Source organism: Clostridium sartagoforme AAU1, from assembly GCF_000401215.1.
Taxonomy (GTDB): domain Bacteria; phylum Bacillota; class Clostridia; order Clostridiales; family Clostridiaceae; genus Clostridium; species Clostridium sartagoforme.
The window spans coordinates 1-6,754 of the sequence record NZ_ASRV01000087.1 but is presented as its reverse complement, the minus strand read 5'-3'; the positions used below and the strand labels follow the sequence as shown (position 1 = coordinate 6,754).

Sequence of the window (6,754 nt, the reverse complement as noted above, 5' to 3'; positions counted from 1 at the left end):
AAATCTATTTATTTAACATTTTTTCTAAGTCTTTCACTATTTCATCTTCAGAATTTATTTTCTTAGCTATATCTAAATGTAATTTAGCTTCTTCTAAATTATTTAAATTCATATAGCACATAACAATATTTGTACAAATTTCTACTTCCTTCGTGGCCTCAAAGGCTTTTTTAAAGTATTTAATTGCACTTTCAAAATCATTTATACATGCATAGTTTATTCCAAGTTCAACCACTACTTCATATATTCCGCTTTCTCTTTCTAAGCTTTCATTTAAGTAATAAATAGCTTTTTCATAATTTTCAAGCTTTCTATAAGCAACCCCCAAATAATAGTATATTAATGGGTTGTCATCAAACTTTTCTAAAAGTTCAATTAGTAACTTTATGGTTTTAATAGGATCATCATTTAAATGTTCTATTGCAACTTCATAATTTGAAATATTAGTAATATCCTCAATTAATATATTCACATCTTCTGTTCTTTTTCCACCATTGTTTAAATATTCATTAATTGCAACTTTTGCTCCTTTAAAATCTTTATCATCCTTTAATATTAATGATTTATAAAGATAAGCTTCTGGAATCTTTAATATATTTTTTCACAATACTCTATGTCTTGTAATAATATCTCTTTAAATGCACTATCTTTCTCTCTTAAGCTCTCACCTACTAATAAAAGTTTTCTCATAATATCAATATCTTTTGAGTATTTATAGAATCCCTTTAAAAGTAAATAAGCATCTATTAACTTATCATCATTTATCTTCTTAGAAATTATACTTTTTATACAATTTTCTGTATCCTTAATATAAGTTAATATTAATTCATAATCCTCATTAAATCTTAGATTTTCATCTGCTCCTATAGCAAAAAACATTCCTTCTATAAAATAATATATAGGCAAATTTTTAATTTTAACTTCATTATTAACATTTGATGTTATGTATTCTGGGGAAATAGGTAAATATAAATCTTTATTTTTAAAATCTACATAGCTAGGAATATTTATACTTTCCTTAAATCCCTTTTGGTCCATTTCTAAAAACAATAATTTACCTAATTTTTCTTTAAATTCTGCATTATAATCCAATACATATACCTCCTTAAAAATAGCTTTATTATAAATAATACTACATATTTCAATAGCTTTAAAGTTTTATATTTTTAGATATTAAATAAAGGTAAGCTATTTAATATAATAACTTACCTTATTTATCTTAACTGATTATTTTTTATAATTTAATCTCTTTAGTTTAATTTAGTATTAATTAAATTTACTACTTCATTTTTAAACTTTTCTAATTGTTCTTCTGAATCTTTTAAACTACTTCCTTCTACTGCAATATAAGCTTTCATTTTTGGCTCTGTTCCTGAAGGTCTTACTACAAACCACGCACCATTTTCTAAAACAAACTTTAAAACATTTGATTTTGGAAGATTAATTTCCTTTTTACTTCCAGTAGCCATATCTTCTTCAACACTTAGCTTATAGTCATATTTAGTAATTATCTTAACTCCATTAACTTCAACAAGCTTTTCATTTCTTAAAGAATCAATACAATTAGATATTTTTTCGCTTCCTTCTTTTCCTTTTAACTCGAAAGATACTAGAGTTTCCTTAAAGTATCCATACTTTTCATATAATTCTACTAAACCATCAAAAAGGCTCTTACCTTTTTCTTTATAGAATAAAGTCATTTCTGCTATTAACATAGCTGCTATTACAGCATCCTTATCTCTAACAAAATCTCCTGCTAAATATCCATAACTTTCTTCGAAACCAAAAAGATAAGTTTTATTTTTATTAACTTCAAATCCTTGTATTTTTTCACCAATATATTTAAATCCAGTTAGAACTTCTATTAATTCAACATTATATGCTTCAGCAATTTTCTTAGTTCCATCTGTAGTTACTATTGTTTTAATTATAACTCCATCTTCTGATAACTTTCCTTCTTCTTTTAAAGCATCTAAAATATATTGAGTTAATAATAATCCTGTTTGATTTCCTGTTAATACCCTATATTCACCTTCACTATCTTTTACAACAACTCCAATTCTATCAGCATCTGGATCTGTTGCAAAAATAACATCTGGATTTTCTGTTTTAGCCATTTCTAATGCTAACTTAAATACTGCTGGTTCTTCTGGATTTGGATATGATGCAGTTGGAAAGTTTCCATCTGGCATTTCTTGTTCCTTAACTACGCATACGCCTGTATATCCAAGTTCCTTAAGAACTCTTCTTACTGGCATATTTCCAGATCCATGTATTGGTGTATATATAACTTTTAAATCATTTGCCTTTTCTTTTACTAGTTCTTTTCTAATAGTTAAACTCTTTACAGAATCAATATAAGCTTTATCTAGTTCTTCACCAGTATATACCAATAATTCTTTTTCTAAAGCTTCTTCTTCTTTCATAGTATTTATTTCATCAAAATTACCTATTTTGTTAACTTCATTTATTATTATATTTGCCTTTTCATCAGTAACTTGACCACCAAATTCATCATATACTTTATAACCATTATACTCTTTTGGATTATGTGAAGCTGTAACAACAATTCCTCCAGTACAATTTAAGTATCTTACTGCAAAAGAAAGCATTGGAGTTGGCCTTAAATCTTCATATAAATATACTTTGATATTGTTTGCACAAAGAGTTAAAGCTGCAGCTTTTGAAAACTCTTTTGACATATTTCTTGAATCATATGCTATTGCCACTGATGGATTTTCAAAACTTTTATTTAAATAATTTGCAAAACCTTGAGTAGCTTTAGATACAGTATATATATTCATTCTGTTACTTCCAGCACCAATTATCCCTCTAAGTCCACCTGTACCAAATTCAAGATCTTTATAAAATCTATCTTCAATTTCATTTTCATCCTTTATTGATCTTAATTCATCTTTCATCTTTTCATCAACTATCTTTGACTCTAACCAATCATTATATTTTTCTCTATATAACATGCTACCCCTCCTAAAACTAATAATCAGGTAATATTATACACTAAAGATTTTGATTATGGAATAAAAAAATATAAAGAGATAAAACATTGTATCTCTTTACATTTTTCGAGGTATTTTTTGTTTATTTATGACTATTTTCTTCTTCTATTTCTTCCATATCATCGCTTACAGTTTTTCTTTCATAAGTTACTGAAGCTATTACAGTCTCTAAATCATCAATTATTGAAAGCTCAGAAGCAACTTCCAAATCACCGACCCTATAAACATATCCATTATTACTATCATTAATATTTATATCTATATGCTTTGGTAATGTATCAGCTGTACATTCAACTTTTATACTTCCTCTTTCTTTTTGTAATACCATTCCCCTTTTATTTAAGTTATTTTCTCCTACATAGTGAATAGGAACAGAGGATATAATTTTTTGATTTTGTTCTAATTCTTCTAAGTCTAGATGAATTATTTTATGTGATACAGGATCTCTTTGAAGATCTTTTATTAATGCCTTATGACTACTACTGCCATCTAGTTCAAAATTTAAAACTCCATGTTCACCAGTTTTAGAAATTTCTCTACAAAGATCTAATTCTCCTACTTCAAACATGAAGTCCTTAGAATTTTTTCCATATAATATTCCTGGCACCTTCCCTGTTCTTCTTAACTTCTTAGCATTGTTTGGTATATTTGCTTCTCTCTTATTTAAGTTTAAGCTATTCAAGATAATTCCTCCTAATTAACAAGATTCTCTTTAAATATTCTTGTCACAAATGCTATTTTTTATTCAAATTTCACTTAATTACATATTTCTTTTAATATTGCTTAGTATTTTATTGCATAGTTGAAGCTAATAAAATATAATATTAATGTTTGTATAAAACTTATTGATTAATCAATAATATTTATAAGAGAGAAGGTGTTCTAATTGTATAAATTAAATCAAGCTGAAACTCCTCTTTTTGATGCTCTTAAAGAATATGTAAATAGAGATACTCTTCCATTTCATGTTCCTGGACACAAAAAAGGAGTAGGTATAGACAAAGAATTTAAGGATTTTATAGGTGAAAATCCATTTAAAATAGATGTTACGGTCTTTAAATTAGTTGATAGTTTACATCATCCAACAGGACCTATAAAAAAAGCTCAGGAATTAGTAGCTGATGCTTATAATTCACATTCGTCATTTTTTTCTATTCATGGTACATCAGGTGCTATACAAGCTATGATACTTTCTGTAGTTAATGATGGAGATAAAATAATAATTCCTAGAAATGTACATAAATCAGTAACTTCTGGTATTATTCTAAGTGGTGCTATTCCTATTTTTATGGAGCCTGAAATTGATAAAAAACTCGGAATTGCTCACGGGGTAACTCCTGAGACAGTTGAAAAAACTCTTAAAGAAAATAAAGATGCTAAAGCTGTATTAATTATAAATCCTACTTATTATGGTGTAGCAACAGATATAAAGAAAATTGCTGATATAGTTCATAGCTATGACATACCTTTAATAGTGGATGAAGCTCATGGACCTCATTTAGCTTTTTCAGAAAAGTTACCTATGTCTGCTTTAGAAGCAGGCGCTGACATATGTGCTCAAAGTACCCATAAAATAATTGGATCTTTAACTCAAGGATCTTTATTGCATGTTAAAAGTAAATATGTTAATCCTACAAGAGTTCAACAAATTTTAAATTTAATGCAAACAACCTCCCCTTCTTACATATTGATGGCTTCTTTAGATTGTGCTAGAAGACAAATTGCATTAGAAGGAAGGAGTTTACTTGAAAAAGCTATAGAACTTTGCAAATATACTAGGGATGAAATAAATAAAATTCCTGGATTCTATTGTTTTGGGGAAGAAGTTCTTGGAAAACCTGGTTCTTATTCTTTTGATTCTACAAAACTTACTATATCTTCAAGAGAACTTGGAATTACCGGCTTTGAACTTGATATGATTTTAGCAGATAAGTATCATATACAAATGGAATTATCCGATTTTTATAATGTACTTGCAGTTGGTTCTTTTGGAGATACCAAAGAAGGCATGGATAGATTATTATCTGCCCTTAAAGAAATATCAAATGATTACTATGGTAAAAGAGAACCTATTCAAGACTTTTTAGATATTCCTACAATACCTAGAAAAATTCTTAACCCAAGAGAAGCTTTTTATAGTAATAAAACTTCAATTTCTTTAAAAGATAGTATAGGAAAAATTTCAGGTGAGTTTTTACTTGCATATCCACCAGGAATTCCAGTACTTTGTCCAGGTGAGGAAATAACACAAGAAATTGTTGATTATGTTCATGACTTAAAGAGGGCTAATCTTTATGTTCAAGGGACGGAAGATTTAACTGTTGAAAATATTAAAATAGTTACAAAATAAGCTTTAAAATTATATTATTAATATAAATATAAAACTTATATTATAAGGGATGTCTACGACATCCCCTTATAATCCTAAATATTCTTCTAATGTTAAATCACTATCTTTAAAATTTATACTATGATCTACTCCAATATATCTAAAATGCCAAGATTCATGCATGTATCCCGTCTTCCATTCTTTGCCTTCTGGATATCTTAGAATAAATCCATATTTATAACTATTACTTTTTAACCATTTTGCTTCATCAGTATATTTAAAATCTTCTTCTGCCCAAAGATATCTATCTAAACCTCCAATATCAAAAGCCAGTCCTGTCTGATGTTCGCTAAAACCCGCTTTTGCAGAAAATGTATCTGTAGGATCTTGTCCGTAATTTGAAACATAGTTCCAATATAATATATTTTGACTCCAATAGCTTCTATAAGTCGAAAAAGCATTAAGGTATATTCCTTCTTTTGCTGCATCTGCTTTCATATTTTCAAAAGCTTGTCTCGCTTCAGCACTTTCGCCAGGTAAAAAACTATCAGGTAATCCAAATTCTTTATTTACAATCAATATTCCATTTATATATTTTGGTTCTCTTAAACTAGAATCTTCATTTGATTTTTGTTCATAAGTTTCTTTTATTTTTCTTTCGCTAGCAACTTTTTTTGTTTCACTTATATAATTACTTAATAAATTTAAAGTTTCCTTTGCTTGTTTATATTTTTCTTTGCTAAATAATTGATTGTATTCATTTGTGTATTCATTAACCTTATTCATTTCTTCTTCAGTAAAATTATTAATATTGTCACTATTTACATCATTGAATATATTTTCAAGTTCTATTTGATTAGCTGCACTTAAATCACTTATAACTGATTTTAATGTAGAAATTAAACTTTCAACTTCTTCGCTAACTCCATTTGACAGTTTTTCATCTATTACATCAATAGATTCACTTATTTCTTGTAGTTTATCATCTGATGCATATAAATTACTGAAATTCTCCTTAATTTTCTTATAGTCTTCTATAAAACTCATTTTATTATTAAAACGTTCACTTGCCTTTGCTTCTATTTGCAATAAATTAATATGCTTTAATTTAATAGGGGTATAAACAACTCCACCTATAACTATTCCAAAAATAATTAATGCTATAATTCTTCTTTTTAACATTTGTTTTTTTCTTTTCGATTTACTTTTTGTCAAAGCTTATCCCTCCATTACTATTTAGCATTATAACAAAAATTATTTATAGTTAAAATATATTTTTATTATAAAATCTAGATAATATTTCATTAGTTTTAAATTTAATTATATATTTAATAATTAATAACAAAAATATAAACTTATTGATATTTTATAAATATATCAATCTACTTAATTTATATATTATAGCTTT

Annotated in this window: 4 protein-coding genes and 1 pseudogene; 1 reads left to right on the top strand and 4 read right to left on the bottom strand. The window is 26.8% G+C overall.

The annotated features are described in order from the left end of the window. Positions 1–4 precede the first annotated feature (4 nt). The 3 genes and pseudogenes from A500_RS06565 to A500_RS06555 all read right to left on the bottom strand — a co-directional run bounded on the left by A500_RS06565 (position 5) and on the right by A500_RS06555 (position 3,699). A pseudogene (locus A500_RS06565) lies at positions 5–1,092 on the bottom strand (tetratricopeptide repeat protein). A 158-nt stretch (positions 1,093–1,250) separates the two neighbouring features. Continuing rightward, complete coding sequence (locus tag A500_RS06560; RefSeq protein WP_016206806.1) at positions 1,251–2,978, bottom strand: phospho-sugar mutase; 1,728 nt, start codon at positions 2,976–2,978, stop codon at positions 1,251–1,253. 121 nt (positions 2,979–3,099) lie between these two features. Continuing rightward, positions 3,100–3,699, bottom strand: coding sequence for a 50S ribosomal protein L25 (locus tag A500_RS06555; protein WP_016206805.1), 600 nt, complete (start codon positions 3,697–3,699; stop codon positions 3,100–3,102). 204 nt (positions 3,700–3,903) lie between these two features. Between A500_RS06555 and A500_RS06550 the strand changes: the two genes are divergently transcribed. After that, positions 3,904–5,367: an aminotransferase class I/II-fold pyridoxal phosphate-dependent enzyme gene (locus tag A500_RS06550; RefSeq protein WP_016206804.1), complete on the top strand. Its 1,464-nt coding sequence runs from the start codon at positions 3,904–3,906 to the stop codon at positions 5,365–5,367. Positions 5,368–5,433: 66 nt separating this feature from the next. On the opposite strand, the gene A500_RS06545 is transcribed toward A500_RS06550, so the two are convergent. Next, a complete protein-coding gene (locus A500_RS06545) occupies positions 5,434–6,561 on the bottom strand; it encodes a M15 family metallopeptidase (RefSeq protein WP_016206803.1) in 1,128 nt (375 codons plus the stop codon). Positions 6,562–6,754: the final 193 nt, after the last annotated feature.